24 protein-coding genes are annotated in these 26,149 nt (G+C 50.8%); 13 read left to right on the top strand and 11 right to left on the bottom strand.

Features of this window, described 5'->3' with window-relative positions:
* Nucleotides 1–2: 2 nt before the first annotated feature.
* The 8 genes from GA003_03815 to GA003_03780 form a co-directional block, all read right to left on the bottom strand.
* Entirely contained in the window at nt 3–1,151 is a 1,149-nt protein-coding gene (locus tag GA003_03815; GenBank protein QXD29112.1) for an iron-containing alcohol dehydrogenase, read from the bottom strand.
* A 1-nt stretch (nt 1,152) separates the two neighbouring features.
* The gene (locus tag GA003_03810) at nt 1,153–2,595 is read right to left on the bottom strand and encodes an aldehyde dehydrogenase family protein (protein QXD29111.1); all 1,443 of its coding nucleotides are present in this window, start codon (nt 2,593–2,595) and stop codon (nt 1,153–1,155) included.
* Nucleotides 2,596–2,613: 18 nt separating this feature from the next.
* On the bottom strand, nt 2,614–3,687 hold the full coding sequence (locus GA003_03805) for a hypothetical protein (GenBank protein QXD29110.1): 1,074 nt from the start codon (nt 3,685–3,687) through the stop codon (nt 2,614–2,616).
* Between the two features lie 3 nt (nt 3,688–3,690).
* A complete protein-coding gene (locus GA003_03800) occupies nt 3,691–5,202 on the bottom strand; it encodes a sodium:solute symporter family protein (GenBank protein QXD29109.1) in 1,512 nt (503 codons plus the stop codon).
* Nucleotides 5,202–5,441, bottom strand: coding sequence for a hypothetical protein (locus tag GA003_03795; protein ID QXD29108.1), 240 nt, complete (start codon nt 5,439–5,441; stop codon nt 5,202–5,204). The genes GA003_03800 and GA003_03795 overlap by 1 nt, the downstream gene beginning before the upstream one ends.
* A 41-nt stretch (nt 5,442–5,482) precedes the next feature.
* Complete coding sequence (locus GA003_03790) at nt 5,483–7,012, bottom strand: PQQ-binding-like beta-propeller repeat protein (protein ID QXD29107.1); 1,530 nt, start codon at nt 7,010–7,012, stop codon at nt 5,483–5,485.
* Between the two features lie 11 nt (nt 7,013–7,023).
* Entirely contained in the window at nt 7,024–9,276 is a 2,253-nt protein-coding gene (locus GA003_03785) for a PQQ-binding-like beta-propeller repeat protein (GenBank protein QXD29106.1), read from the bottom strand.
* A 134-nt stretch (nt 9,277–9,410) separates the two neighbouring features.
* Nucleotides 9,411–11,507: a TonB-dependent receptor gene (locus GA003_03780; GenBank protein ID QXD29105.1), complete on the bottom strand. Its 2,097-nt coding sequence runs from the start codon at nt 11,505–11,507 to the stop codon at nt 9,411–9,413.
* A gap of 193 nt (nt 11,508–11,700) precedes the next feature.
* Here GA003_03780 and GA003_03775 point away from each other — a divergent pair, with 193 nt between their 5' ends.
* From GA003_03775 to GA003_03760, 4 genes are all read left to right on the top strand, one after another.
* A complete protein-coding gene (locus GA003_03775) occupies nt 11,701–12,975 on the top strand; it encodes a PQQ-binding-like beta-propeller repeat protein (protein ID QXD29104.1) in 1,275 nt (424 codons plus the stop codon).
* A 22-nt stretch (nt 12,976–12,997) separates the two neighbouring features.
* The gene (locus GA003_03770) at nt 12,998–14,263 is read left to right on the top strand and encodes a PQQ-like beta-propeller repeat protein (GenBank protein ID QXD29103.1); all 1,266 of its coding nucleotides are present in this window, start codon (nt 12,998–13,000) and stop codon (nt 14,261–14,263) included.
* 60 nt (nt 14,264–14,323) lie between these two features.
* Nucleotides 14,324–15,127, top strand: a complete 804-nt coding sequence (locus tag GA003_03765) for a DUF1080 domain-containing protein (protein ID QXD29102.1) — start codon at nt 14,324–14,326, stop codon at nt 15,125–15,127.
* A 245-nt stretch (nt 15,128–15,372) separates the two neighbouring features.
* On the top strand, nt 15,373–17,076 hold the full coding sequence (locus GA003_03760) for a solute:sodium symporter family transporter (GenBank protein QXD29101.1): 1,704 nt from the start codon (nt 15,373–15,375) through the stop codon (nt 17,074–17,076).
* On the opposite strand, the gene GA003_03755 is transcribed toward GA003_03760, so the two are convergent.
* Nucleotides 17,069–17,773, bottom strand: coding sequence for a hypothetical protein (locus GA003_03755; GenBank protein ID QXD29100.1), 705 nt, complete (start codon nt 17,771–17,773; stop codon nt 17,069–17,071). The two genes, GA003_03760 and GA003_03755, sit on opposite strands and share 8 nt — an antisense overlap.
* Nucleotides 17,774–17,912: 139 nt before the next feature.
* Here GA003_03755 and GA003_03750 point away from each other — a divergent pair, with 139 nt between their 5' ends.
* From GA003_03750 to GA003_03720, 7 genes are all read left to right on the top strand, one after another.
* Complete coding sequence (locus GA003_03750) at nt 17,913–18,098, top strand: hypothetical protein (protein ID QXD29099.1); 186 nt, start codon at nt 17,913–17,915, stop codon at nt 18,096–18,098.
* On the top strand, nt 18,083–18,382 hold the full coding sequence (locus tag GA003_03745) for a type II toxin-antitoxin system RelE/ParE family toxin (GenBank protein ID QXD29098.1): 300 nt from the start codon (nt 18,083–18,085) through the stop codon (nt 18,380–18,382). Before GA003_03750 ends, GA003_03745 begins: the two co-directional genes overlap by 16 nt.
* A 187-nt stretch (nt 18,383–18,569) precedes the next feature.
* Complete coding sequence (locus GA003_03740; GenBank protein ID QXD29097.1) at nt 18,570–18,836, top strand: hypothetical protein; 267 nt, start codon at nt 18,570–18,572, stop codon at nt 18,834–18,836.
* A 21-nt stretch (nt 18,837–18,857) separates the two neighbouring features.
* Nucleotides 18,858–19,271 carry an SMI1/KNR4 family protein gene (locus tag GA003_03735; protein QXD29096.1) on the top strand — a complete coding sequence of 138 codons (414 nt, stop codon included), beginning with the start codon at nt 18,858–18,860 and terminating at the stop codon, nt 19,269–19,271.
* 313 nt (nt 19,272–19,584) lie between these two features.
* On the top strand, nt 19,585–20,763 hold the full coding sequence (locus tag GA003_03730) for a nitric oxide synthase oxygenase (protein ID QXD29095.1): 1,179 nt from the start codon (nt 19,585–19,587) through the stop codon (nt 20,761–20,763).
* Nucleotides 20,764–20,801: 38 nt separating this feature from the next.
* The gene (locus tag GA003_03725) at nt 20,802–21,410 is read left to right on the top strand and encodes an FAD-dependent oxidoreductase (protein ID QXD29094.1); all 609 of its coding nucleotides are present in this window, start codon (nt 20,802–20,804) and stop codon (nt 21,408–21,410) included.
* On the top strand, nt 21,386–21,625 hold the full coding sequence (locus tag GA003_03720; GenBank protein QXD29093.1) for a type II toxin-antitoxin system YoeB family toxin: 240 nt from the start codon (nt 21,386–21,388) through the stop codon (nt 21,623–21,625). The genes GA003_03725 and GA003_03720 overlap by 25 nt, the downstream gene beginning before the upstream one ends.
* A 60-nt stretch (nt 21,626–21,685) precedes the next feature.
* Here the strand turns inward: GA003_03720 and GA003_03715 are convergent, their stop codons facing one another.
* Nucleotides 21,686–22,204: an ureidoglycolate lyase gene (locus tag GA003_03715; GenBank protein QXD29092.1), complete on the bottom strand. Its 519-nt coding sequence runs from the start codon at nt 22,202–22,204 to the stop codon at nt 21,686–21,688.
* Nucleotides 22,205–22,206: 2 nt separating this feature from the next.
* Nucleotides 22,207–23,199, bottom strand: a complete 993-nt coding sequence (gene alc, locus GA003_03710) for an allantoicase (GenBank protein QXD29091.1) — start codon at nt 23,197–23,199, stop codon at nt 22,207–22,209.
* A 289-nt stretch (nt 23,200–23,488) separates the two neighbouring features.
* On the opposite strand from alc, the gene GA003_03705 reads away from it, so the two are divergent.
* Nucleotides 23,489–24,946 carry a PQQ-like beta-propeller repeat protein gene (locus tag GA003_03705; protein ID QXD29090.1) on the top strand — a complete coding sequence of 486 codons (1,458 nt, stop codon included), beginning with the start codon at nt 23,489–23,491 and terminating at the stop codon, nt 24,944–24,946.
* A gap of 278 nt (nt 24,947–25,224) precedes the next feature.
* A complete protein-coding gene (locus tag GA003_03700; GenBank protein QXD30333.1) occupies nt 25,225–26,103 on the top strand; it encodes a sialate O-acetylesterase in 879 nt (292 codons plus the stop codon).
* Nucleotides 26,104–26,149: the final 46 nt, after the last annotated feature.

Genomic DNA, 26,149 nt, shown 5'->3' with positions numbered 1-26,149 from the left:
ATTTATGCCGGTTCTGGCAAAGCCAAAGCCGCCCGGTACAATTCAACAAAATCACTCACCTCGAGTGATCGAGGGTTAAAGTTTCCTGTCCACTGCTGTTTGGCTTCGGTGGCCAATTGCTGGATCTCTTTCTCATCAGCGCTGAATGCTATGTGCGCCATACGACCCGTTAGATCTGCGACCCAGTCGATGAGAGATTTATCGCTCACATCCAGCTCACTCAAAATAGAACTATAACGGCTGTAGATACGTGAGGCTTCCGAATCCTGATTGTTAAACCGCATCACATGCGGCAACATCATCGCTACGGCACGACCATGAATAATATCGTGACGAGCGGTTAGTGGATTAGCCGAAGCGTGGGCTGCGCCCAACATGCTGTTTTCAATTGCGAGGCCACTTAAAGCAGCTCCCAAGAGCATATGTCCCCGGTCGTCACCATGCACACTATAATCTACAATGTCATCGATCGCCCGAACAATATGCCGAAACGCTGCTTCGGAATACATGGAAGATAACTCTGTCCTCTTAGTCGACACCGCCGCTTCCAAGGCATGAGCCAAAGCGTCAATACCGGTCTGCACTGCAACCGATCGCGGTTGGCTATCCGTAATGTCTGGATCAAGAATGGCTACACGAGCTAGCGCCTTTGGATCTCCACAGGCCATCTTTTCATGACTCTCTTCGCGACTTACCAAAGCGTAAGACTGACACTCACTCCCGGTGCCCGCGGTGGTAGGAATAGCGATAAAAGGCAGCATCTTTTTCGATGCCTTTCCGTAACCGTGGTAATCGCTCATGCGCCCGCCATTGGTCAGCAGAAAGTTACAAGCCTTGGCAGTATCCATACTGCTGCCACCTCCCAATGCGACGAAACCATCAAACTCGAGTTCCTTGGCATAGGCACAACAGGCAGCCGCATCATTCTCGGTCGGATTCTCGCTCACGTCATCGTAGACATGAACCGGAATGCCTTCCCCTTCAAGCAACGCACAGGTGGCCTCAACATGACCGGCCTTAACAATACCTTTGTCCGTCACGAGTAAGACAGAAGTGATGCCCAACTCTTTGATTGAGTTCGGCAATTCCTTTATGACTCCATTCCCAAAAACAAGTTTGGGCGAGGGCCTGGACTCGAAAGGATCGACCATGTTATTTTTCCAGCGTCACCAAGTCTCCTTGTAACGCTCGTCTTCGATAGAGAAATTCAAAAATATTACCTTCGTGAGGTTGCTCCCATTGAACACGGTTTGTCGGATAAGGACCGATATTCAAACGCTCAATGTTCGTGCTGGTCATCAAGTCGATCGCCCACTCCTGGTTGGAGGTGAACGCTGAAACGACCAAAGTCTCACCAATCGTGTCGAGCATCTGGTCCTGAGGAACTTCTACAATGCTGGCAAACGGGAACATAAACTCAGTGTTCGCGAGAGGATGATCCTTATCTTCACAAAGAATCAAAGTCGGGCTCAGGAAAGTCTGTCCCCACTTCTCGACCAAACGAGGTCCGTCGCGATACTGCGCGGTAAGATCAATCGCACCCGGCGTCTTCAAATGATCTTCGATCATCTCATCGATCGCCTTGGCATAATCAGGGTTCGAAAACCCACAAACAGTTGCGTCAGGATCGGTGCGTTCGAGGGGCACGATGGCAGCCAGCTTTTTGGCAATCGCATGAGCGATCTCATCACGGTTCTTTGACACAAGAACACCCGAAGCATTGATACAACTACGTCCGCCATTGGCAGAAATCGATTGCACGATGGTGTCTACATCCTCTTCCCAATTGTCGACAAAGTCGTCACCGATAAGGACTTTACTGCGCCCGGAGCCATGCACCTGAATACTGCGGTAAGGCGCATATTGTTTCACGGTTTTGTCAGAACCAAAAGCAACACCCCGTCCTGTTTCGAAAAGTAAGGTATTTCCACCCTCGTGAGTCGTTGGATAAAAACCAAAGGCCTCAGCTGGGAAACCCGCGGTGATCATGGCCTGAACAATCCTGAAAGGCGTAAATGGGTCTTCACGACCGGGTTTCAGTATCACCGGAATTTTCAATACCGGTGCCGGCAACCAAAGGGAATTCACTCCTGGAGAGTTACTCGGCAGTAAAACGCCGAGACTCTTAGTTTGAGGGAAGAAATTTACATCCAGTCCATTCTGGTTAACGAAACCATCATCGAACAGTGAAAGCGGCATGCTCCGGGTAAGTCCGGAAAGGATAGCCCGAATGTTAGCCATCGCCTCATAGACTTTGCCCATGTTCAGACGGCAAAGGCTGTGCGGTAATCCCGTTGAAAGAGACAGCGCGGCTGCGTAGTCCTCCGGACTTTGCATTTCGTCACCAGCGCCCCATGGCAGATCACCGTTTAGGAATAGCTCGGCCGCTTTCTCACAATAGTCAGCCAAAGTCTCGCAAGGAATCGCTTGTAAGGCAGCAACGGATTTATCGATATCGAGCAAGTCCCGTCGAATGATGCCCGGATTCGCAACGCTCACTTCGATTGGCTTACCGTCGCTGTCGAGTTCGGTCATATCTAAACTTTTATAAGTCTGCCCAAGGCGGAGAACTGGAATGTGAATTTGGTCACTCATGACGATATGCCTCTTAAATTAATATACTCCTTCAATTACTGTTTTTGTTCCGGACTGGAATGGGCGAACGTCCCCTACTCCATCCCAAGAGAATTCGTCACATGGACGGCGACGAATCGCTTCATCTCTTTCGAGAAACCGTGGCACAAAAAATTCCTTAGTAAGAGTCGTAAGTTCAACTCTTCCGTATTCATCGTAATCCACAAGTTCGTCAGCGTTGTCCGGGTTGACTACGCGAAGCACCGCGCGCGGCTCTGGAGCGTAATAAGTTAGACTATAATTGTCTTCAGGAACCAGCTTCTTACTGATGGCCAATCCCATGAGCGTGTTGCCGTAGGTAGGCGCAAAGTTGATCTGACCTTCCAATACCTCTTCATTGATAAATCGTACGTATTGTGGAGTCATAGTCGTTCCACCGGCAAATACCCCTTTCAATCCAGCCTTCACCAGAGACATGCGCTCCGCCAAGCTCTCGAGTAGCTTCGGCGTTGTAAACATACAGGTGATATTACGATGCCGTAGAATGGCTGAAGCCTGGTCGATCACGTGTTCCTGGTAAGCCTTCGCCATTGGGATCTCACCCATTTTAATCAGGCGTTTTACCCAACGAGGATCCAGATCGATAAAGTAACATGAACCACCGCGGTGAGCAGCCAGGTGCTCGATCGCCAAACGAAGACGGCGTGGACCCGTTGGGCCAACCATCAACCAGTTCGTTCCTTTAGGAAAAAAGTCGTCGCCGTAGTGATTACTAAATTCTTCGTAATCGTGTTTGTAGTCATCCCAACCGATCCGTTGCTTGGGCATACCCGTTGTTCCACCGGTCTCAAACACATTGTAGGGACGTCCTTCATACGCTTTGGGGATAAAACGCTCGGGCATTTCTTTGCGCAGCGTTTCATCGTCGAAGTGATCAAACTTCAGGATGTCAGCAAAACAGGTTACTTCCTCCAAAGGATTCCAGTCAGCCTTGCTGGCCCAATCGAGCCAGTAGTCACAACCGGTTTCAGGCGAGAAGTGCCATTTTATAATTTCGCGAACGCGAGCATCCCGTGCTTCATTCGCCTCTTCAATGGTTAGCGTTGAACTCATGAATTATTTAGTAGGAAAGAATTTTTGTAGAGTTTCTTCAGAAGGAGCCTTGGTAAACAGTGATACAATCACCAAGGTGATCGAACAGGTGGCAAACATAGCGACCACCGGCATCATTCCTCCAAAGAGGTAAGATCCGTTTGCTCCATAACCGGAGGCTTTAAAAAGCATAAACCAGCAGACTGCTGTCGCAAGGATCGCGGCATAAGCACCGGCCTTGGTTACGCGTTTCCAATAAATGGTCGCAAACACAATGGGAAACAAACTGGCGTATCCACTAAAGCACCACACACCGAGTGTGAAGACCGACCGTGGTTCGGCCAGGGTGAACAAGAAAGTGATAATAACGATCGAAGTGATGAACCCGCGAGCCAACCAGACCATCTGCCCATCAGAGAAACGATCTTTGCCAAAACCATGTGCGACGATGTCACGGGTAAACATGGTTCCCACCGATACAAATTGAGAATCGAGAGATGACATGATGGCGGCCAAAACTCCGGCGCCCACCAGACCGCCGATGATCGGTGTCGATAATTTACCAACCATGATTCCCAGAACCGCGTTCGGGGAAGCTGCCCCGGGTACGATCGGAGTATCGGTTCCAGGCATAAGAGCTCCCGTTGCCCAGTAACCGATCAGGATACATGGGATCCAGGTCACCATGATACTGACCGGGTGAGCGATCAGCATAAACTTGAAGTTCTTGGAATTCTTGGAGGTAAGGAAATTTTGAAACAGGTGCGGAAACATGCCCACCGAAAGTGGAATGAACATATAGCTTAGAAACTGCAGCTCCGTAATGTTACCGGAACGAACTGCTTTTGCTTCATTGGCCATCTCAGATGCGGCAGCAAATCCACCCAGTTTACTCGAGATCAATGTGAAGGCTAAAACCCCCATGATCATGAAAACGATGGTCTGGAAAGTATTAGCCCAGGCAGCGGAACGAACACCCCCCATAAAAATGTAGGAAAGAACAACGCCACAAATGACCAAGGATGTTAACCAGGGCGGAATCGCACCACCGGTCGAAGCAAAGACATCAGGAAATGCTCCCCGGGTGACTCCGCCGATAAAAGATCCGGCGCCGAGTAGTCCGACCAAAAGGTAAGGAATAATGAGCCCTACCAGGATGGGGAATAACAGATAACCGATCCCCTTACTTTCAAAACGATCACGGAAAAGCTCGATCTGGGTCATGTAGCCATTCCGTTTTCCCAACGACCACAGTCGTAGACCAATCAGAAAAAACACAGCCGAATGCACTAAGGCAGATGAAGAAGCGATTTTGCCGAAGGTGGCTACACCGACGCGGTAAGATTCCCCCGTACTTCCGACCATGGCAAATGCCGTCATGGTAGTTCCGAAAACGGACATGAAGAGGACGAACGGTCCAATCGAACGACTTGCGACAAAGAAGTCAGCCGAGCCTCCTCTAAAAAATTTCCTGGAAACAACACCGAGCCCAATGAGCATGGCGAGGTAGATACAAATGATTACAACTTGAGTCATTACTCTGCCCCTCCTTCACTCGCGCTGTCCGAATCAGGTTTGCCTTCCAGGCCTTTGGGCCAGGCAAACTTGATCACCATGAGCCAACCAAGGGCCGCAGCACAAACGAAGCCCATATGGTAGGCTAAGGTTGCAGGCAAAAAGCCGAATACGAGGGAGGCGTTATCTTTCAGCCAGAAGTCTTGATGCAATATGGCAAGCAAGACCAAGTAGCCGAATACGAGCGTTTTCTTGGACATGGAGTTACTGGGGTGACGGTTAGAGACGGAGAGAAATCACCCTACTGGCCGATCGCGTACATGTGAGTTTGAGTCGTCACAAAGAGCGTATCGTTAGCCACAATCGGGCTACAGTAAATAGGTGTGTAAAAGTCGGCTAAGGAAATTTCTTCTTTTTCGCGAGAGGCTTTGAGCATAACCAACTCACCATCCTCGTTACCAATGATGACTTTCCCATCGGCTACCAAAGTAGAGGACCAGATACGGCTATTCGTTTCGTGAACCCAGAGGTGCTCACCGGTTTCGGCATCGAGGCAGTGGATATCGCCATCGTATTCCGCTTGGAAGATAAGTCCATCGGCTACACTGGCGGTTGAGATAGAACGACCAATGCCTTCATAAGTCCAAATCGCTTTTCCGGAGATATCACCTTCCATGCTGGGGTCGATACAACTTAGACGACCCACACCATCACCATGCTCAGGGTCCTGTCCTATAATCGCATAAGCCTTGTTGTTGGCAATGATGGTAGTCGCGATGATCTCACTGGCGCCTTCGTAGGTAGCGTATTTGATCGGCTCGCCATCTTTCTCGCGATATTCAGGAAGATTGGCGTCATAGCGAAAGCGCTCTTTGAGAATAGGAAATCCGTCTTCGTGCATCACAGGCTCCAGATCGTAACCATAAGCCCATCCGTCTCCCCCACCCCAAACTACGGTAGGTTCGCCATTGATTTCACCAATAGCAGGAGTACTCCAGCTTGCGTGTAAGACTCTTTCGGATACGCCAGAAACTTCTTCACCAAGAAGCTCACCGGTATTCTTGTCCATAACCACCAAGGCTGGTGAAAACGGAGAAGGGATATTCTTATGTGACCAGTCTACTCCATTGGAAGTAGCCGCATAAATTTTGTCGCCATAGATGAGTGGAGAACAACTGGAAACGTTGTGAGGAAATACACCGAGTTCTTCACGAGCATCGACCACCCAAAGGATGTCTCCATCCGTTTCTGTTACCTCAACCTTTTCGCCCGGTGTGGATGAGAAGTAGGTGGCTTCATCCTGAAACTCACCGTCGTTGCCATTAGCCATGCCTTCTACGTCAAAGCAAAGTGCTTCTCCGCGGTTGGTAATGATCCAGCCACGATCACCTTCGATCGCGGGGGAAGAACAAAGTCCTACAAATTCCCAGTCACTGACCTTACCTGCACCGAGTTTGGGAATCAAAAGCTGCCACAGGAATTCGCCGGTCTTTTCGTCAAAGCACATCAGCACTCCGCGGTCACCCTTCTGGTCCTCGTTGCGAGGAGACTCATTATTCGTTCCAACATAGATTCTGCCTCCGGCAGCCACAGGGGTGCCATAAGTTTGTGAACCCAACTTGGCGACCCACTTGACGCCCTTGGTTGTTTCCATGTTGATTTCCTCACTCTTGGGCAGGTAGTCCCCACTCTCGATTTCAGTTGGTATACCGCTGGCTTCGCCAACCATGTTGCGATCCGCAGATCCGCCCCAAGTCGGCCAGTCGGCAGCTTGAACCGACCATGCGGCACAGAGAGAAGTAATAAGTAAAATTGTTTTCTTAAGATTCATGACTGGGTTTCTTAGTTATTAGAAGAAATGGAAATGTTATCGATGAAGACGCGCTTCTGACTTTGCGGTGCAAATGCAAAGACACCCGGCGCACCTTGTTTATGAACTTTGTCTTGTTTGGACTCGATCGTCCAGGCATCCGGTTCTGGCTGCCCTTTTTCCCAGGCTTTAGCGCGTACAACTCCACTGCCATCTGCATTCGTGTCTACCCGAGTTTTCAGGCGATACCAGGCATTGGCCTTGATAGGAAATTTGACGGAGTCTTTCACACGTTCGTGGTTACTGGAAATTTCGAGCAAACGTTGGTTACCGGAAAGCGCGATGAGGTAACGCTGATTAACCAGTCCAACTGTGGACATGATACGGCGATTACCGTCAGTCATCACATCAGCCTCAATGGTGTAGCTCTTCATGTCGGTCTTGCCGATGAAGTTCATACTGCGTTGCCATAGGAGGTTCTCCAAACGGTAGGCCGCAACTTTGTTTCCATCACGCTCCATGATGTGCCACTTGGGACCAGCACCGAGCCAGGTTCCCGGAGGAGGAGATACAGCGACACCGTCCTTGTCTTTTAGAAACAACTTGGTCTCTTCAAAATCCGAGGTGTAACCATTGCCGGCAACGACTCGTCCACGACTCACACTGGTCATGCCATCGACGGTGGCTTGAATGTATCCTCCGGTCAACTTGCCCTGACCAGGACGGGTGAGGCGATTGCCTGAAAGAGCTGCGTCGACCTCGGAAGGTCTTGGAGCGCTGGGTGGATTCCATTTGACGAAGCTCGCTTGGTCAGTGATGTCTTTCACTCGACGTCCACCGGCATCCAGTCCGTAAACCTTAAACTCTACTTGATCGTCAGATCCCAGAGCGAACTCAGCAGGGACCAATTGAATCTGGGCAATTTTTCCAGCTTTCCTGGTAGACGCATTTTTGTATTTTACCTTCTTGAGCTTCTTGTCGCCGAAGCAGTGGAGTCCTTCTTTGGTGAATACGTAAACGCGGTTATGATAAACAGCAGGCGCTCCCATGCAGTTCGCTCCCATCTCATCTGAGTGAAGCATTTCTGCAGCCTCACCACCATCCTTGAGGATGTGAGTGATTCCATCGAGCATAGGCACGTAGAATTTGCCGTCGGCATAAGTAGGCGATGCATGCAATTGGTCAGGGGCCAATTTTTGCGACCAAATCGTTTCACCAGTTTTGATGTCTACAGCGAGAAGGCTTCCGGTAGCAATGGTTGTATAAACACGATCACCAACCAAAGTGGGCGAACTGGTGAACGCGACGTGTTCGTCGTTACGCCAGACTTCTGACTCAGCGCCTAAAATCAGTGGTAAATTTTCAGGGTACTCAGAAGGAATCTTCAAGCGAACCAAACGACCCTTGGCCGTGGTATCAATATTCTCCTTACCATGAACGGCGATGAGCCCATCCTTTCCAACCAGGATTACTCCGGAGTTAACTCCACCGGTAGCGAGTTGGAAACGCCAGACAGATTCACCCGTCCGAGCATTCACACAGACTACATTTCCACAACCCGTGCCGGCGTAGAACACGCGTTGGTCACCTAGGTCAGCAAAGACCGGGGTGGAAAAAGAACTGTCAATCGGCCCAACACCGGGAGTGCTGTGCCAGAGTAGCTCACCGGTAATCTTGTCGAAGCCGTAGAAACGATTTCGGGCCGGACCGTTGGTGGACCAGTTGGCGGTGATGCAGTGAATGACTACGACATCACCATCGATTCCGGGAGCCCCGGTTCTTCCATTCGGAAAGGTTAAGCGTCCGTACTCTTCCATCATGGAGTGCTCCCAGAGCATGTCTCCATCCTTGTTGAAAGCCATGACGTGTCCGTTGGTGGACTCGACGTAGACATTGCCCGTCTCCGGATCGACTGCAGGAGCCCCTACCGCATAACGGTTATATACAATATCAGAAATGTAATCGGCAAAACGATGCTCCCAGATCTTCTCGCCGGTTTCGGCATCTAGGCAGAGTAACGTTTCCTCCACTAAGCCGGTTTCGCCATAAAAGCCAAAGGCGTAGATGCGTCCATCGGCCGCAACCGGTGTTCCAGCTCCGCGCACCGGATAAGTCCAGCGGTGCTCGCTACCTTCAAGATTCAAAGAATCAGGAAGCGAAACTTTGGCAGGGGAATTCCCATTTTGGTCGGGACCACGCCAGTTGAGCCAGCCACTGGCAGCCGATAACTCAGCTACACTAAAGAGGACTGCCAGAAGAAGTGAAAGGGATCGGATCGATTTCATAACTTGGGGATGTGTAACAGAGTTACACAGGCAATTTAAGATTCGTGAAGGATAATAACAGACAGCACCTTACCGCCTCCTTACCAGAAGGGTATAACTGGCAGGACTCTGTCCGCTTACCGCTGTTTAAAGAACTAATAGATAAAGTCGATGCGCAAGCCAAATCTCTCAGGCGCGCCAGGGCTTCCAGCCTGAATTTCAGGGTTGATGAATTGATAGAAAGACTCGTCTGTCAGATTACGCCCGAAGACCGAGATGGTAAAATTATTCTTCCGGAATCCGAGTTGTAAGTCCCAAACACCAAACGCCGATTGGGCAAAGGTGACATCATTTTGCTCATTGTAATAGGTTTTTCCAAAGGCCGTGTAGGAGGTGCTACCGAAGAATCCACTGCCTGATTCGTAGCGAATCCCGGAACGGAGTGTGTATTCAGGGATAAATGGCACGTGATTGCCAGAAACGTCCATGCCGAGGGAGTCGCGGTGTCTGTCGAATTCGGCATTGGAGAATCCACCTTGGAAGTCAAAAAATAGCCCTTCAACAGGGTTGAAAACCAATTTGCCTTCAAGTCCAGTAGCTGAGACCTCGTCCGCATTGACGACGACAAAGTCTGTGGAAAAGGGAACCGTGCGCTCAAACTGGTAATCGTCGGTATCATTGGCAAAAGCAACCAAGGAGCCGCTCACAAGGCCATCGGATGACTCAAAGTTGATTCCAGCCTCCAAGGAGGTCATGTGCTCGGACTCGAAACTGAGGAAATTGGGATTGGCCGTATATCCGCTGTAGCCTTCTGGCTTGGTGGAAATTGAACCGCGGGCAATCAAATCGACATTCTCGTTTACTTCGACGGTGAAGCCGGCCGTGGCAGACCATTCGGTTTCTGACTGGTCCTCATTGACCATCGGTTCTGGTGGGCTTGGGAATCCAAAGTTGTTGGACGCTTCTTTGATTCGGTAGATCGAAGAGTCATTGCTGTCGATACGTGCACCCATATTGAAAACGACAGTCTCGGAAATGGGCATGTCGCCATTCAGGTAGCCAGCAATGTTGGTGTGTTCGGTTTCGAACTGCGTCCGCTCAGTCTGGACGAATCCGGGAGGCACAAAGTCGCCGGGTGGAACGGGAAACTCACGGGTGGCATCTCCATTGGTTGTTGAATCGAGGAAAAAGAGTCCGGTGGTCCAAACAACACCATTGGCGACTGGCTCGGACTCGAAGCGAATCTCCTGGGTCCAAAGCTCTTCATCTTGAATCACTTTTGAAAATCCAAAATCCAATACACTTAGATCAAGATCCGTCAAAGAGGGATCCAAATCCCAGTCCTGGTAGGAGGTGGTTGCAATCAGCAAGCCGGTCTCCATGAGCTTTTTCAGCTGAAAGTTGAGTTGGCGACGGTCGAGCTTTGTCACACCTTCTATGTTAGAAGAGACTTCAAACGGATCTGGGCTCCACAAAGAGCTCAGGCGAGTAGACCCATCATTGACCGACTCCGCAAATACACCGAAACGAATCTGGGTATCCTCGCTTGGATTCATGTAGAAGTTTACTCTTCCTTGGAATGACTCGCGGTCATCCTCGGTTTTTCCAGAGACAATATTATCAATATAACCGTCACGGGCAGAATATCCAAAACTGGCGCTGTAAGCAGCACCATTGCTCATAGGACCATCGAAGAGGACTCGGGCAATTCTTGAATCAAACGAACCATACTCCAATTGCACAGCTCCTCGCTGCTCATCGCCGGGAACACGCGTATGGATATTAATGATGCCCGCCGTAGCATTCCGTCCAAAGCTGGTCGACTGCGGGCCGGACAAGATGCTCACGTAGCCAATATTGAGCAGTTCCCCAGGATAAGATGCCACAGAGCCTTGCGGCACATCATCGACGTAGAGTGCAACCGAAGGAGGGCTGAAAAACAGCGAGTTGGCGCTACCACGCATGCTGATCACATCCCCAAACCCACGGGTGTCACTGTGACTGGTGAAAAGGTTGGGAGCCAGACCTGATAGGTCCTGTAGCTGATTCGAACCGTAAATGCCCAACAGATTCTCGTTTAAGTCTGACCGTGAAAGCTCCACTTCCAGGTCGTTAAATTGGTATTCTGACTTAATCTCCATGAGATCCAGATCGACAATCTCCGAGCTATCGAAGGAGTCCTGGCCCATCAGGAGACCTGTGGACAGTGAGAATGATAGGATGGTCCCTAAGTGAAGGTTCTTTGGTATCATAGTTTATTGGCGTAGATTTAAGTAACGTCTTGTTAGGCCAAAAGGTAACGAGCATCTAGTTTATCAGTGTTATTTTCAGGGTAGTTAAAAAATGAAGGATACACATAAAGTAGGAATTTGTCGGCACTCCAAGATTGAAATCACACAAAATGCACAATAATTCCCTGATGATACAAAATCATATTTATCCATCATGACCCTAAGACACACCCTGATTCTTCTTTGTTTCGCTCTATCTCCACTCTCGGCTGAGTGGAACAACTGGCGAGGCCCCAACTTCAACCTGACGTCGGGAAATCAAAATTTCCCCAACGCATTTTCGGATAGCCAGAATGTCCTGTGGTCCGCAGAGCTCCCCGGTGAGGGAGCCTCCACCCCGGCTATTTGGAAAAACAGCTTATATATCACCAGCATGGACAGAGGCACGAATATGCTCTTCGCCTACAATCTGTCTGGGGAAAAGAAGTGGGAAGTCCAGGTGGGCAAAGGTGAAGGTGGCAGCCACCGCCAAGGCACGGGTGCCAACCCTAGCCCCGTCGTGGACGATAGCGGCGTCTATGTTTATTTCAAATCCGCCATTCTGGCTAAGTTCAGTCATGCGGGCAAAGAGCTCTGGCGAAAAGACCTGCAAAAGGAATACAGCATCACCAGCCAATGGTGGGACCTCGGCACTTCACCCGTAGTGGCCAATGGTAAGGTATTCGTAGCGGTTATGCAGCAGCTCTCACGCCGCAGCGGGGAAAAGGCAGAGACCTACGTCCTCGCATTGGACAAAGATTCCGGGAAAGAGGTCTGGAAGGTCGATCGTAATACTGGCGCCAACACAGAATCGAACGATGCCTACACAACCCCCCTCATCGCTACAGTGGATGGCCAACAGCAATTGATCGTCTGGGGAGCAGATCAACTCAGCGGCCACTCTTTAAAAACCGGGAAAGCCATTTGGACCTGTGGAGATTTTAACCCCACCGATCACAAAAACTGGAGAACCATTGCCTCCCACACCATCGTGGGTGACACCGCGATCGTGCCCTATGGTCGTGGCTATGCCGTTGCTGCCATCAAAATGTCAGGCAAGGGAGATATCACCAGCAAATCCCGCATGTGGGAACATCAACGCATCGGTCCGGACGTCCCAACACCCACCATCTATGGCGACTCGACCATCGTACTTACCGACCGCGGCGTCATTAATGCCATCGATATTGATTCCGGTAAGATCATCTGGGAAAGCGCCCTACCCCGGACTAAAGACAAATATTTCGCCTCCCCTATCATCGCTGGAGATCGCCTGATCTGCTGCCGGGATGATGGGACCGTGTTTGTCTGCGCGCTGGGCAAAGACGGCATCGATGTCCTTTCCGAGAATCACATGGGCGAACCTGTGATCGCCACTCCGGTTCCCTATGGAGACAAACTCTACGTTCGCACGGCAATTACGCTCTACTGCATCGGAAACAAGAGCTAACATCCCTGAACACAGCGGCCCCATGAACCTCGGAACCTTGTGCCTGATTGGCCTACTCATTTTTTCTTTCAGAGGCGTGCACGCAGGCGACTGGCCACAGGTTAACGGCCCTAACCACGATCGTATATCGACTGAGAGCATAGAGATCGGCGAAGACGCGTGGAAACCAAGCACGAACTGGCAAGTAAAGTGCAATGGTGGCTTAAGTTCTTTCGTAGTGGGAGAAGGGAAAGCTGTCACCGTGCTACTTAATAAAATCGAGGGAGAGCTCCGTGAAATCGTAGTAGCACTCGACTCATCTACTGGAAAGCTACTCTGGAACACAGGACTGGGAAAAGCTAGCTACGACCCGGGAGGCGATCGAGGCACCCCCACAAACAAGGGTGGAGACGGCCCCAGAGCAACCGCGGTTGTCAGCAACGGACGCGTCTTTGTCTACGGAAGCCAGTTCGACCTTTACTGCCTGGATAGCAGCAACGGAAAACTCCTATGGAAACAAGACATCCTAAACGACTTCGGCGGCAAAATGATTCGTTGGCAAAATGCGATGTCCCCTCTGGTACACAGAGATCGGGTGTTCGTTTCAGGCGGAGGCGAGGGACAAGCCATACTGGCATTTAGCGTAAGCGATGGATCACTCCTCTGGCAAACAGCTAGCGATGGGGTCAGTCACGCGACTCCAGTTCTGGCTACCATTGATGGCATCGAACAAGCTCTCTTCGTCCTGAAAAAGGAAGTGATATCCGTGGACCCCGAGACGGGCAAAGAGCTTTGGACCTATCCATTTAAGATTGGCGGGTCGATAGCGGCTTCACCAGTTGTATCCGGAAACCTGATTCATGTCACCGCTGGTTATGGCACGGGAGCGGCCGTGATAGAAGTAACCCAAAAAGATAAAGCCTGGGACGCCAAAGAACACTGGCGCATAAGAGGTAATAGCTCGGTCGCAAGCCATTGGAGCACGCCCGTAGCTCACGAAGGACATTTGTATGGCTTGTATAGCTACAAGGAGTTTGGGGATGGCGAATTGAAATGCATCGACATGGTGACCGGAAAGATTGAGTGGGAGAAAAAAGGGTTTGGACAGGGTCAGCTGATCATGGCCGACAAAAAGCTCTTTGTATTAAGTGACTTTGGTCGAATGAGCGTCGTAGAACCCACTCCCGTTAAGTATAAAGAGTTAGCGGAGGCCGACGTCATCGAAGGGAAGTGTTGGGGCACCCCTGTTATCAGTGACGGCCATATGTTTATCCGAAGCACGACCTCAGGAATCTCCTTGGAGCTTTGATTTGCCTTCCAGTACAACCCGCTTCACCGTTCATTCTAGAAAGTTTCTAGCACATCCATCATGACTCCCATTCGTATACTGCTCATTCTATCATCCATACTTCTTGCCGCTTGCTCTCAGTCAGAAAAGTCGGAGCTCTCATCCTCGACTGATTCCAGCAGCCACATCGGTGTTGGTGCAGCCCCCGTCGATGGCGCTGCAGTCCTGCTCGATGGCACCCGTGCGTCACTGGACGCCAACTGGGAATACTGGGAAGGACCCAGATTCAGTTCCGAGATGCCCATCAAGTGGCTCGATACTGAAGATCCGGTTGACGGAGGGCCAGCCATTAGCGCCAACGATGCAGCAGCCGCAGGCGGAAAATATGGAGCGGCCGATATTACCACGAAAAAGAAATACGGCGACAAACGCGTGCACGTAGAGTTTCTCATTACCACCGAAGGTGGAAACAGCGGAGTGTATTTGCAAAATAGGTACGAGATTCAAATCCTCGATGGCGATAAGACCAAGCACGGCATGGCGGCCGTCATCAACGAGTCTGAGTCTCCCTACCATGCCTACAATGGCATCGGGAAGTGGAACGCCTACGACATTCAGTTTCGCGCAGCTCGTTTCAAAGATGGTGTGCTAATTGAAAAACCCCTCGTAACCGTCTACTTCAATGGTGAAAAAGTTCACACCAATGTTCAGATCAACAAAGTATGGGGCGGCCCCAACTCAGGGCTAGACGGTGGCAATGACAACGGCTTCGGTATCACCGACCGCCCAGGAGGGTTGAAACTGCAAGCGGAAGGTCACGACGTCCGTTACCGCAAGGTATGGATTAAAGAAATGAACTTCGAAGAAGCGGATACGGATTTTTAAAGTTCATTCTTCCTCCTACTCGTCCCCTTACTCTTCCTCTTACTCCTACTCTTCCTCCTACTTTAAGCTCGACGCGCTCGGCGATCACGCCCTACCAGTCTTTCTCTGAGACGCCGAAACACAAAATACCTGGGCATCTCTACTTTGGATAAGATTGGCAGCACGCTACATTCACCCGCCAGGCAACAGTTCCATTACTTTTCCCTTTCCCCTGCAGGATTAGCCATCCATCCTCTTCCTTTTCTATGGGTACGCTTCTTTCCTTTCTCTTCTTCACCAGTCTTGTAGGCCTCATCACCTACCTCCGCACGCACAACGACAACCTGCATTCGACTAAAGGTTACTTTCTCGCCGGCAACAGCCTGAATGGCTGGGTCATCGCCGGTTCGCTCATGCTGACGAACCTGAGTGCGGCCAACTTCACCGGGATGACGGCCAATGTCTATAAGGGCAACCTCTCCCCCATTGCCTGGACGGTCACGGTGATTCCGGTGCTGATCTATTTTAGCGCAATCCTGCTGCCCACTTTCCTTAAAGGCGGGTTCACCACGATTCCGGAGTTTCTGGAAAACCGGTTTGGCAAATCGACCCGCAGGCTGGTGGCGGTCATGTTTTTGTTTTCCTATATCATCAGTGCGATGCCCGTGGCCCTGTATGGAGGATCGATCGCACTGAACGAACTCTTCGAAGTCAGCAAGGCGTTCAACCTCGAGCAGCAAACCGTGATCTGGATACTCGTATGGTCCCTTGGAACCATCGGAAGTATTTATGCTTTGTTTGGCGGGCTGAAGGGAGTTGCGATTTCCGACACGCTCAACGGCGTGGGACTGCTCATCGGTGGAGCCATGGTTTTCTTTATCGGAGTCTATAAAGTCGGTCAGGACAATCTGGTGGATGGGTTTCAAACCATCCTGACCAAGAACACCCAAATCCTGGATGCAGTGGGCGATGTCACGGACGGCATTCCCTTCTCTGTGCTCTTTACCGGGATGCTCATTCACAACCTGTTCTTCTGGAGCACCAACCAGTTTATTGTGCAGCGTACCCTAGGTGCCAAGAGCCTCAAAGAAGGACAGAAGGGTGTCATGCTCGCCGCCTTCTTTAAGATCCTGAACGTTTGCTACATCGCCTTCCCGGGCGTGATCGCTTATCACCTCTACGGTCCCAACAACTTTGCCAATCCAGATTGGGTCTACCCCACCCTGATCCGCGATATCATGCCACAAGTCTTTGTTGGCTTTTTCGCGGCCGTTCTTTTCGGCGCCGTATTGAGTACATTCAACTCAGTACTTAACAGCTCGGTTACCATCTTCGCTTTGGACATTTATAAACCCTTGTTCGGTCCTGGCCTCAGCGACAACGAAATCATTAAACGAAGTAAACGATTCGGAGTTGGCATGGCCGTGCTTACGATGATCATCGCTCCCTTCATCATGCACTTCCCGGAGGGCATTTTCACCTTCATGGTCAAAGTCGATAGCTTGTTCGGCGCCCCCATTTTGATGACGATGATCCTGGCCTATTTCTCAAAGACCGTTTCGGCCAAAGTGGCCAACAGCTGTGTCATATTATTCCTGGTCGTCTACGCCACACTCATGTTGGTCATCCAACCAGAGCTTCACTACCTCCACTACATGGCCATTCTCTTTACCTGCTTCCTGGGACTGGCTTTGATCATAGGCAAACTATCTGGTCACCAGAAGGAAGAGATCAAAGAGCGAGACATCGAAGGCGTCGACACGACCCCATGGAAACATTTTAAACCCGTCGCTATTCTCGCAACGGTAGCCATGGTTGTCACCTACGTCGTTCTCTCACCCTGGGGGCTCGTAGAATCCACACGAGAGAAGACCCTCGAACTGGGTATCATCATTGCGGGTGTAATCATGGCATTTGTTCTCTTCGGAGTGCCTTTGCTCAACAAAAAGAAGAACGAAAAAGCTACCTAGCCAACTCTACCCGAATGCGGTAGAACCCGGCCTCCGAACGGGCAAAGGAAATAGCCGTACCTGCTTCACCGATACTCACTGATCGGGAGTCCACAATTTTCCACGGCTGAGCAACCCCGAGATCGGGCGACCACTCCAAGATATAGACACGGCCTCCTATCACATCTGCAGACGAGACTGAGACGCGAGCACTCGAAGCATCCGCTTCTACGCCCGGAAGAAAAACGACGGAGGCTACATCGGGACGCGACCCAAACAGAAACTCCACGCCATTCGCTAACCCATCCTTATCCAAATCACCCGCCGCATCGTTCGAGTCATTGGCATTGAGACCGAAATCGTTTTCAAACGAATCGGGCATCCCATCCAAGTCTGAATCGACCTCTTGTGCTAAGCGAACGAGAGCGAGGTCACTCACCAGATAAACATCGTTGCGATTCTCGTTATCGTCCGTCGCGTCCTGAAACAGCACCCCATTGTCGTCGTGATGAAAAAAGACGCCCAAGTAATTGGAGGAATTGACACCGGCCGCAGCCAACTCCCCAATCGACACCTCGATTTCGAAAATTCCTGTCTGGTCCACGACAGGCGTACTTAGTTCACCAAATACTCCCTCTTTGATTCGCTGCACCAATTGACCGGATTCAGGATCAAACTCCCCGATGCCGGCTATGAACCCCAAAGATCTATTCAGCACGCTCTTGATTCGCCAACTGCCATGATCCTTCAATCATCAATCCAGAAGTCGGAGCGCGCCCTCGGTCAGGCGTAGGATGACTTGGGCGTTCGGCGAAAGAATTGATTGCCTGAATTGGAAGATGTTACATCTTTAAAATATGAGCACAAAAGAATTAGCTTTGGAGACGATTCGAAAGCTCCCCGAAAATGTTTCCTGGGAAGAGATTGAAGAGAGAATCCAGTTCCTCGCCGCGGTAGAACGCGGTCGACAGGATGTCCGAAAAGGAAAAGTCGTTCCACATCAGGAAGTGAAAGAAAACCTGAAGGAATGGATTACCAAGTAGTTTGGACCGAATCAGCGCAGGAAGATCTGAAGCAAATTGTGAACTTCATAGCTACGGACGATCCAGTTGCGGCAGAACGATTTGGTCTTGGACTTGTAGATCATTTCGAGCAGGCGTCCCTACAGCCTTGGAGCGGAAGAAAAGTTCCTGAAGCGAATATCGAGGAACTTCGAGAACTCATCTATTCTCCGTACCGGATCATTTACGAAATTATGGACGGACAGAAATTAGTTTATGTTATCCGTGTTTGGCATGCGGCCCGAGGAGAGCCGAAAATCGACTAGCCGAACAAGGCCCGTCACGAAATCACGGCAAGCGTGATTCGTGCGATTAGCGTTAGGCTAATAAAATTATATGGATAAAAATGATATACAAAATGATCCAAGCTTTAAGGATGAAGTTGAAGACTACATAAGAGAAAAGCTTGCAGAAGGTAATAGTCTAGAACTTTTAATGCCTGGTTGATGAGGGATGGCGAACACAACAGCTATTCTTTATTCAGACGAAAAGAGCATTTCAGAAGAGCTTTACTTAGAGATCAAAAGTTGGTTGACGGGATTACCATTAACTGGGCAAGTTCAACTTGGTGACAGAGAAAACGCAGACAAGATAGACATCATGAGAGAAATCACAGAGTTTACTTTGGATATTGATCAAGCTACAGATGAATCGAAAGAAAAAGCTAAACTTTTCTGGGAAAAGATAAAAAGAAAAAAGCCTAACCTGAGGGCGGACTGAATTCAGGTTAGGCTAATTAAAATGATTGAAGAAAAATTAGAAAAAATTGATTCTCTGTTTAAAGAAAAAAGGCCTGAGTATTATAGCTACTTACAAGATGAAGTAAGTGACGATAAAATTGTAGAACTTGAAAAGATATTACCTGGAAAGTTGCCTCCTGAATTTATCGAACTGTATAAGTGGAAAAACACTCAAGATCCAAGAAAGTTTCATTCTTTTTATGAAAATAGAATGTTCATGCCTATTGAAGAAATCATTGAAATCAAAGAACTAATGGATGGAATGATCGGTTATGACTTTGAAGATCCTAAATATTGGCGAAAAGGTTGGGTTCCATTCTTAAGTAATGGAGGTGGTAGCCACTTATGCTTAAATTTTGTTGCAGAAGACGGAGGAACGAAAAATCAACTTATTGGTTTTGTGGAAAGCAGATGAAGATAGAGATGTTGAGTTCTCAAATATCTCTGATATGGTTGGATGAAGTTATTGATGAACTTGTCAACGATTTATATGATGATGAATAGAAAGCCTAACCAGAAGATTGACTCGAATGAGAACCACTCACTCCGTTCGTTTGATTCTCATTCTCATCGGTCATCTAAGACGTTCGGCGGAGAAACAGCCCGATGGAAACGAAATCTGAACCCCTTTCAACCCCGGGTCGCCGGTGAAGCGATGGCCGCAGGATTCAAAGCAATCTCCTAACAGTACATTCCTTCGCTTATCGCCGGCCCATCCCTGAAGATTCATGTATCCGATCTCCTATAAAGAACCGACCGGCGAAGCGACATCTGGCGGTGCATGCCCTTATGCCGCGAGTGTTTTCGACCATGCGCGTCGCTGGCGGGCTGACGAGGCTTGGAAGCTAGTTCAAGCCTTGTCGGACGGCTCCGGCGAGATGACGCTGGGCGATGCCGCTCGCCTGGCGTGGCGCGAATCAGTGCGTTGCATCGGACGTCTGCATTGGCGCTCTCTGCAGGTCGTCGACGCCCGCTCGCTGGATGATGCCGACGAGGTTTTCGAGGCCTGTGTCGAGCACCTGCGCGTAGCCACCAGCGGTGGTCGCATCATTCCAACGCAGACGGTTTTCGCCCAGTGGCGGGAAGGGCATCCGAGCATTCGGATCTGGAACCACCAGCTGATCCGCTACGCCGGATACCGCCACCCAGACGGCTCGGTGTTGGGCGACCCCATGAACGTGGCCTTCACCGAGCGGGTCCGCTCGCTCGGCTGGGCGCCATCGGCCGAACCCGGACGCTTCGATTTGCTGCCTTTGGTCATTGAGGTGGACGGACGGGTTATCGTCCGCGAATTGCCGCGCGAGGTCGTGCTGGAGGTCGAGCTCGAGCACCCTGAGTATCCTTGGTTCGCGAAACTCGGGCTGCGGTGGCACGCCGTGCCGGCGATCGCAGACATGATACTGGTCACCCTAGACGATGTCTTTCCCTGCGCCCCCTTCAACGGTTGGTACATGGGAACCGAAATCGGTGCCCGCAACCTCGGCGACGCCAACCGCTACAACCTCCTGCCAGAAGTGGCAGAGCGGCTCGGATTGCAGCGTGACAGCGACCTGTGGAAGGACCGTGCCCTGCTCGTGCTCAACGAAGCCGTATTGCATTCCTTCGCCCGTGAAGGTGTGCGCATGGTGGACCACCACCAAGCTTCGCGCGAATTCCTCGCCCACTGTGAGCGCGAGCAATCCCAAGGCCACGAAGTACAGGCCGAGTGGTCATGGATCGTGCCGCCCATTTCTGGCTCGTCCACAGGTGTTTTCCATCGCCTTTATCCGTTGCAACCGCGATTGCCAAACTTGCTGCCCCAAGTGGAGGCATGGAAAGATCACAAAGGGACAGCTCAAACTGCACCCTTAAGCACCCCTGAGAATAAAAACAAGAATGCCGAACAAGGCGGCGCTTCCAACGGCTAACGCCGTGGCAGACCTTCGACGTTGGCAAAGGAAGACATATGAGAAATCGAATACTTTTACTGTTAGTTGGACTGATTAACCTCAGCTTATGCGCCGTGACGCACGCTGGCGGCCCTCATTATTATCGGCCGGTGGAGGCTGGGAAACCCAGAATAATCGCGTGCGATGTCCTCGTCTACGGCGGAACGCCTGCCGGGGTGGCAGCAGCAATTCAAGCCGGAAGCATGGGGAAGAAAGTCGTCATCCTGAGCTTTGACAAGCATGCTGGAGGGGTGACCTCGGGTGGGCTAACAGCCACCGATGTGGGTGAGAATGAGTCCATCGGTGGCTTGGCTCGGGAGTTCTATGACCGGATCGGACGCATCCGCAACTTTTCTCCATCTGCGGCGGAGGCGCTCTATCTCAAAATGCTGGAGGAAGCAGGCGTAAAAGTGCGTTTGCGGCGCTGTCTGGTCTCGGTCGAGCGCGAAGGCACGCGCATTGTATCCGCTAAAATGGATACAGGGGAGACGGTCAAGGCGAAGATCTTTGTTGATGCTACCTACGAGGGAGATCTCCTTGCGGCCGCCGAGGTGGCTTATTGGGAGAGGGTTACCTGTATTGGAAGAAACATGACAAGAGAATGGTCACGCGCTTCCATCTGCTGATAAAGGACATCCTGAGGTCAACACATGAAGGAATTGGAAAGCTGAAGCCACTCAGACATAACCTCAGCGGGAACTGGTCCCAAAGAATCAGCGAAGAACACAGAATCGCCTACAAGCCGTTCTATTCAGGACCTACTTTTGTCCAAATCCGCGACCACTACAAAGGATGCATTCCTGGCCACCAAGGACCAAAGACAAGCAGACCCTTCAGGTAAAAAGGAGTAGATCACTCGCTTTGAGAGTTCGCGGGAAGCGTTGCTCGTGGCTTCCTGGACCTACTCAGCATTTAGTCCAGACGGATCTATAACTGGCTGATCCTCCTCGGCATACCAGTGCTCAACGCAATTACTTCCGGGGTCACTGCGATCGACAACGATAAAGCTGACATCGTCGAACGGTGTAAGGATCACATGGTGCCAGGTATTGCGATGATAGTTGATACCTTGCTGGCCGTTGCTCACGAAGGCTTTGAGTGTTGATTCGTCGATCTCTTCACCGGGTTCGGCAACCACCACCATAAAGCGAACATCGGTAGTAGGAATGAATGCCTGACTGCCATGAGGATGTCGTTCAAGGAAGGTGACGGTTTGTGGCAGGTCGTATTGACGAGCTTCAACCAAACTAAGCTGGGGAAGTTGGTCCTGACCTTCGCAATCCACTACCCCTAAGGCATCGTAGCGATCTGCGCGTCCCTCATTGATAGGAAAACTGGAACGCCCTTCGGTCTCGACGACATCTCCATAAGGCGCAAAGGCGGTCGCGGTCAGGGGTTCGATCTGGATGTTAAGAGGCATGTCTAAGCTTTGATAAACTTCCCAAAGAGTCTTAAGCGACTGATTCCACCATCCGGAAATATATTTAGTCGCACATGAGAAATTTTCCCAACAGCTTCCACTTCCTTGCTAAACTCGTGAATAGCATGTGCACTCAACTTCGACTCCGGCATGAGGACGGCCCAATCCACACTCTCATCGACCACCTGAGCATCAGGTGCGTCGGGCACATAAGCTGCCTGAATAGAACAGCGGTCGGGGTAATTCCCTTTAAAGTGAGCGGTATCGACAACAATGCGGTCAATGATCCCTGGATGGCCCAGCTGTAACACGCACCAGTCATTTCCTGGTTCTCTTCGACGTGCTGTTTCCCAGCCGTCACCCATGTTCACTCCACGCCCTTGACCAAGCATATTAACGGGGTGACCAAAATGGGCGTCATTCCAATCCACGGGTCGGCCACCGTTGGCCAAAGATAGCAGGTCGTACTCAGCATTAGGATCGAGCGTGTCCCAAAGGCAGTGAACCGTTCCAAACACATGGAAACGAGCAATACCACCATCTGGAAAGATATTTAAACGAACGTGCGTATATATATGGTCGTCCGGCACTTCATAGCGCAACTCGGAGTTTCCTTTCAGCCCCGTCTTGGCCAAGACTTTGGTCCATTCAGTGGCTTCATCGGGATCTCCTTCCGGACAGGTGCAGGCATCCACTGAAGCTTCCGGAGGGAAATTACCTGAGAAATGGGCCGTATTGATTAAGAAACCGTCTATATTTCCCGGGAAGGCCAGCCTGACGATGCAGTAGTCATATCCCGGACCACGCTTGCGGCGGGACTCCCAGCCGTCCATCCATTTTCCGTTTTCATCGTATTTATCTTCAATAAAAACGGGTTTGCTGTCCAAGAGCATACGCGACTTGTCGGCAAAGAAATCGTCCGTGGCGTAAATGGCTTCGGCCCCAAATTTGGCGGAGGCCAGGTTGACTCGATTCGATAAAAAGTGGTTTTGCATACTGCCTGAATGAAGTCGTTTCGCTCAAAAGGACCACTCCCCGAGGCAAGCCACGGGGTATTTCAAGGTCCTTTCGCCCCACCCTTCCAACTCCGCCTTTCAGGCTTCGGTGGACACATCGGGCGGGATCGCACAACGACTGATGAAAGTTATTTTTAGAACCCCGAAGCAAGCAACGGGGAAAGTCTAAAGGATTCTATGTCGCAGATTCTTTGCGCAATGAGAGTCTGTCAATGTTTCAACTAAAAAGGCTAGCATCACTGAAAATGGCCAATATAGTAGATCCAGAATGCAAGTTTATCGCCTTACTATTATTTCTCTGCTTGCAGCCTGCATGCCTTTGATGGGGTTTGAGGACCCTGCCCCACCCACTCCACACAAGCTGGAAGCCATCATTCCCCCGACTCCGGAAACTCAAAAAGAGCTAACCTTTTATAAATCGCCGAAGCCACTTTCACCCCAGGCGGTTACCAGTGACTGGCGCGATTTCCTGGGACCCACCCACAATGGTTATTCGCCAGAAACTCACCTGATCACTTCATTTGGCGAGACAGGACCTGCAAAGGTCTGGGAGGTATCGCGTGGCGAAGGTTATGCGGCGGCCGCTGCCATCGACGATAAGGTCGTCATCTTTCACCGCAGTGGTGACCGTGAAGTCATCGAATGCCTGGAATCAGAAACCGGGAAACGCATCTGGATGCATGCCTACCGCTCCAATTACAAGGACCGCTATGGGTTTGGAAATGGTCCGCGATGCCGCCCCATATCAGATGGTGAATACGTCTATACTCTGGGTGTTGAAGCGCAGCTACATTGCCTGGAACTTAGCACCGGCCGGGTGCTCTGGGAACGTGACTTAAAGTCGGAGTTTGATCTGACACTCGATTTCTTTGGGGTCGGAGGCGCCCCGCTGATAGAGGGAGAAAATGTGATCGTCAATGTTGGCGCTCCCGAAGGTCCCTGCGTAGCCGCATTCGATAAACGAACGGGCAAGATGGTCTGGGGAGCAGGCAATGAATGGGGACCGAGTTACTCCTCCCCTGTCCCGGCCAACACACACGCTGGCCGAAAGCTGTTTGTATTTGCCGGAGGAGAAAGCCGACCAGCTACGGGTGGCCTGCTTGTAATCGATCCTGAGAACGGAGAGGTCAACAGCAGTTTTCCCTGGCGAGGTGGTCGCTATGAATCGGTGAACGCTTCTTCTCCTGTAGTCGTCGACAACATGGTATACATTTCTGAATGCTATGGTGCAGGAGGTGTCTGTCTTATGATCCAGGAAGACGGAAGCTGCAAAGAACTGTGGCGTAACGCAATTCTCAATACGCACTTCATGACCGCCATTCACAAAGACGGTTATCTCTATGGCGTAGATGGCCACGGTCCCAGAAACGCGCCCATCGTTTGCATAAAGATGGAAACCGGTGAGCTGATGTGGAAACACGAACCCGAATGGATGGCATCCACGGAATCGCCCAACGGGCCTCAAAGCTATAACCTCATGCCTGCCTTGGCTTCCTTCATCGAAGTCGACGGACGCACCCTGGTGCTTGGACAATATGGTCATCTCGCCTGGCTCGACCTGAATCCTGAAGGTTATAAGGAGCTAGAGCTTACCCACCTCTTTCTGGCCCGCCAAACCTGGGCCATGCCGGCACTCAGCAAAGGACTCTTGTTTGTGGGACAAAACGATGAAGGGCTGGACGGCAGCTCGACGCGTTTCATCTGTTACGATCTCAGGAAACAATAGAGCGTTTGTTCTTATCCAGTGATGGCATTCTGTGCGTGGTAGCAAGAGAACGATTCACTAGAAGCCTCAACTCACCCCCTCATGAAGAACACCCTTCTCTCGCTTGGCATGCTATTCCTGATCACCCTCACAGGATGTAAACACCGGCCCATTTCCAGACTCGCTATGAGGGATGAGGCAACTCTTCCAATCATTTTCCTATCTACCGGGTAGCCGCATTGAAATTTTTCGTCAGTAACCCCTTCACATTCGAAATCCATCTGTGTTAAAAGCAAATGATGAACAACCGACCCCATTTACTTGGCACACTGGTAATCGCATTGATGTCCCTATCGACCTGCCTGAATGCCCAAAGCAGTCCAGTAGAGCTACCCTCCAAAAAGAACTTTCATCTATTCATCCTGGCCGGACAATCCAACATGGCGGGTCGCGGCCATATTGAAGAACAGGATAAAGTAGCCCACCCTCGTATCCTGGCATTGTCTGCAGATCGTGAATGGATTCCGGCTGTTGCGCCCATCCACTTCGACAAGAAGCAAGCCGGGGTTGGTCTAGCCAAGTCCTTCGCCCTTGAAATGGTCGAGGCGGACCCAGAGATTACGATCGGCCTCATACCGGCCGCCTGCGGAGGTTCTCCGATTGAGAGTTGGCAACCGGGAGGCTACCATATCCAGACGCACAGCCCTCCCTATGACGATGCGATCAGCCGGACAAGGACTGCGTTAAAGGACGGCGTCCTGAAAGGCATCCTTTGGCACCAAGGTGAATCCGACAGTCGTAAAGATCGAGCAAGGCACTATGAGAAAAGACTACGGGCATTAGTAAAACGCTTTCGCGGAGAATTTAATAATCCCGAATTGCCCATGGTGATTGGCCAACTGGGCCAGTTTCCGGAAAAGCCATGGGACGAACACCGTAAGCGGGTCGATCGTGCACAGCAGGCAGTCGTTCAGTATTTCCCGCAAATGGACTTCGTGAGCTCTAACGGCCTCACGCCGATGGAGGACAATACTCACTTCGATTCCAAGTCGCTTCGAATATTCGGCCAACGCTATGCAGATGCCTTTCTAGATGCTTCGGTCGTCACCAAGAAGTTCAAAAGTACCGCCCGTCGGACCAGTGGCAGAAGTGCCAAGGGAAGAAAAATTGAAGATTAGAACACAACTTAAGTTTACTCATTTTCTCTGGCAACTCGGTTTGCCT

Source organism: Opitutia bacterium ISCC 52 (assembly GCA_014529675.2).
Taxonomy (GTDB): Bacteria; Verrucomicrobiota; Verrucomicrobiia; order Opitutales; family UBA2995; genus UBA2995.
The sequence above is the reverse complement of the archived record's forward strand: the minus strand, read 5'-3'. Positions and strand labels throughout refer to the sequence as shown.